This window comes from Agromyces binzhouensis, from assembly GCF_004135055.1.
GTDB lineage: Bacteria > Actinomycetota > Actinomycetes > Actinomycetales > Microbacteriaceae > Agromyces > Agromyces binzhouensis.
This window is the reverse complement of the sequence record NZ_SDPL01000450.1, coordinates 1-2,377: the sequence shown is the minus strand read 5'-3', so window position 1 is coordinate 2,377 and position 2,377 is coordinate 1. Positions and strand designations below refer to the sequence as shown.

Sequence of the window (2,377 nt, the reverse complement as noted above, 5' to 3'; positions counted from 1 at the left end):
CGCGGTCGCGCCGGCGATGGCGACCAGGCCGGCGCGCAGGCCGCGAGCGCGGCGGGTGGAGGGGACGGAGCGGGTCGCCGGGGCGCCCGATGAGCGGGTGATCGTGGTCTGCATGGAGTAGATAATACCCCAGGGGTATCTCATGCTAGAATCGGGGCATGGCTTCCGTGAACATCACCCACGACACGATCGAGTCGACCATCAAGGACAACGACATCGTGCTCCTCGACTTCTGGGCGGAATGGTGCGGCCCGTGCCGCATGTTCGCCCCGATCTTCGAGTCGGCGTCGGAGCAGCACGCCGATGTCGTCTTCGGCAAGGTCGACACCGAGGCCGAGCAGGCCCTCGCCGCGGGCTTCCGCATCACGTCGATCCCCACGCTCGTCGTGTTCCGCGAGGGCATCATCGTCTTCGCGCAGCCGGGCGCGCTGAACGGCGCCCAGCTCGAGCAGGTCATCGAGGGCACCAAGGCGCTCGACATGGACGACGTGCGCCGCCAGCTCGCCGAGCAGCAGGCCGCCGCCGCAGCCCAGGCGTGAACCGCGTCGTCCGCGCGCTCACCTCGCGCTCCTGCGCGGTGAGCCGCGGTGAACGGGTGCTCCGCGGCGTCATCGCGGTGTTCCTCGCCGCGTTCGCGGCATCCAACCTCGAGAACCTGTGGTGCGCGATCCCCGCAGGCATCTGCGCGACGTTCCTCGCGATCGGGGCGGTCACCGGATGGTGCCCCACGGACCTGTTCTCCCGCTCCGCCCTCGAGACCGAGCCGAACGTGCTCGGCTACCCCGAGGCGCGCCGTCAGCTGCTGGGCTGAACGACCCGATCGGGTGCGCGCCGGGCGTTACGCTGGGCCCATGATGACGGACGAGCCGCTCATCGGTCCGGTCGAGGCCCCCGACCTGCACGTGATGTCGTTCAACATCCGGCGACGCATGCCGCGGAACCGTCCGGGGAGCCCCGACCGCTGGGCGACCCGGAAGCCGCTCGTGCGCCGCCTCCTCGCCGCCGAGCGGCCGACCGTGCTCGGGGTGCAGGAGGCGCTCGACGAGCAGGTCGAGGTCGTCGCCGACGCGCTCGGCGGGAGCCACCGGTGGGTGGGCACCGGGCGCGATCCCGGCGGGCACGGCGAGGCCTGCCCCGTCTACTACGACGACGCTCGCCTCGAGCTCACGGAGTGGCGGCAGCTCGCGCTCTCCGCAACGCCCGGTGAGCACGGCTCCCGATCCTGGGGCAACCTCACGCGCCGCGTCGTGGTCTCCGCGGAGTTCACCGACCGCGCGACCGGCGGACGCCTGCACGTCTTCAACACCCACCTCGACCACCTCTCGCGCCGATCGCGGCTGCAGTCGGCGCGCATGATCGCCGGCCTCGCCCATGCCGCCCACCTCGACGAGCCCGAGGCCGCGATCGTCGTCACCGGCGACTTCAACGCCGACGAGCGATCGGCCGTGCACCGCCGACTGACCGGCGACGGCGTCCTCCGCGACGCGTGGGACGCCACGGGCGAGCAGCTCACGCCCGAGTGGGGCACGTTCTCGAACTACGGTCCGCGACGACGCGGCGGACGCCGCATCGACCTGATCCTCGTCGGCGGCGCCGCCGAGGTGACGCACGCCGGCATCAACGCGGCGAGGTTCGAGGGGCGCGCGGCATCCGACCACGAACCCGTGCAGGCGGTGCTGCGGCACCGGTCGAACGACGAGGCGGCCGGCGGCCGCGAGGAGGCAGGGTGATGCGGAGCATCTGGGGCGGACTGACCCGACGTGCCGACGGCCCCGGCGAGATCGCGGCCGACATGCTGCGGCTCATCGCACTCGTCTGCATCCCGATCGCGGGCATCGGCTGGGGCCCCCTGGGGCTCGTCAGCCTCGCCTTCGTCGCCGCGTGCATGGTGGTCCCCCGGCTCCTCCGCGTCCGGCCGGAACTCGACATCGCCTTCGGCGTCATCGCGCTCGTATCCGTCTGGAGCAGCGTGACCGACCTCTACGTCAGCGTCCGCTGGTGGGACATCCCGATGCACTTCCTCATGAACGGACTCGCCGCCGTGATCGCGGTCCTGCTGTTCGCCCGACTCCGACTCATCGCCGACCCGCTCCGACTCCCCCGACCCGTGGTCGCGGCGGTGCTCGTCACCACGGCGTTCGGGCTCGGGCTGGGCGTGATCTGGGAGGTGTTCGAGTGGTTCGGCAAGACCTTCATCGACGACGGCATCTACGTCGACTACCGCGACACGATCGGCGACCTCGTCTGGGGCGGACTCGGCTCGGCGCTCGGCGGGCTCGCGCTGCCGGTGCTCGCGCCCGAGCCGGATCGGGCGGCGGTCCGGAGGCCCTGAGCACGCGGGGCGACCCGCATGGCTCACGCCGGTCGGGACGGCCCA

Annotated in this window: 4 protein-coding genes; all 4 read left to right on the top strand. The window is 72.1% G+C overall.

Annotated elements, in window-relative coordinates; genetic code table 11:
- Positions 1-158 precede the first annotated feature (158 nt).
- The 4 genes from trxA to ESO86_RS15510 are packed head-to-tail and all read left to right on the top strand — an operon-like array spanning position 159 to position 2,332.
- Positions 159-539, top strand: a complete 381-nt coding sequence (trxA, locus tag ESO86_RS15525; protein WP_129235775.1) for a thioredoxin — start codon at positions 159-161, stop codon at positions 537-539.
- Positions 536-811, top strand: a complete 276-nt coding sequence (locus ESO86_RS15520; RefSeq protein WP_129235774.1) for a YgaP family membrane protein — start codon at positions 536-538, stop codon at positions 809-811. Before trxA ends, ESO86_RS15520 begins: the two co-directional genes overlap by 4 nt.
- 40 nt (positions 812-851) lie before the next feature.
- Positions 852-1,730 carry an endonuclease/exonuclease/phosphatase family protein gene (locus tag ESO86_RS15515; protein ID WP_242492406.1) on the top strand — a complete coding sequence of 293 codons (879 nt, stop codon included), beginning with the start codon at positions 852-854 and terminating at the stop codon, positions 1,728-1,730.
- On the top strand, positions 1,730-2,332 hold the full coding sequence (locus tag ESO86_RS15510; RefSeq protein WP_129235773.1) for a DUF2238 domain-containing protein: 603 nt from the start codon (positions 1,730-1,732) through the stop codon (positions 2,330-2,332). Before ESO86_RS15515 ends, ESO86_RS15510 begins: the two co-directional genes overlap by 1 nt.
- Positions 2,333-2,377: the final 45 nt, after the last annotated feature.

Excerpts from the sequence above, each read along its gene's own strand:
- trxA (WP_129235775.1), top strand. The coding sequence starts at position 159 with ATGGCTTCCGTGAACATCACCCACGACACGATCGAGTCGACCATCAAG.
- ESO86_RS15515 (WP_242492406.1), top strand. The coding sequence starts at position 852 with ATGATGACGGACGAGCCGCTCATCGGTCCGGTCGAGGCCCCCGACCTG.
- ESO86_RS15510 (WP_129235773.1), top strand. The coding sequence starts at position 1,730 with ATGCGGAGCATCTGGGGCGGACTGACCCGACGTGCCGACGGCCCCGGC.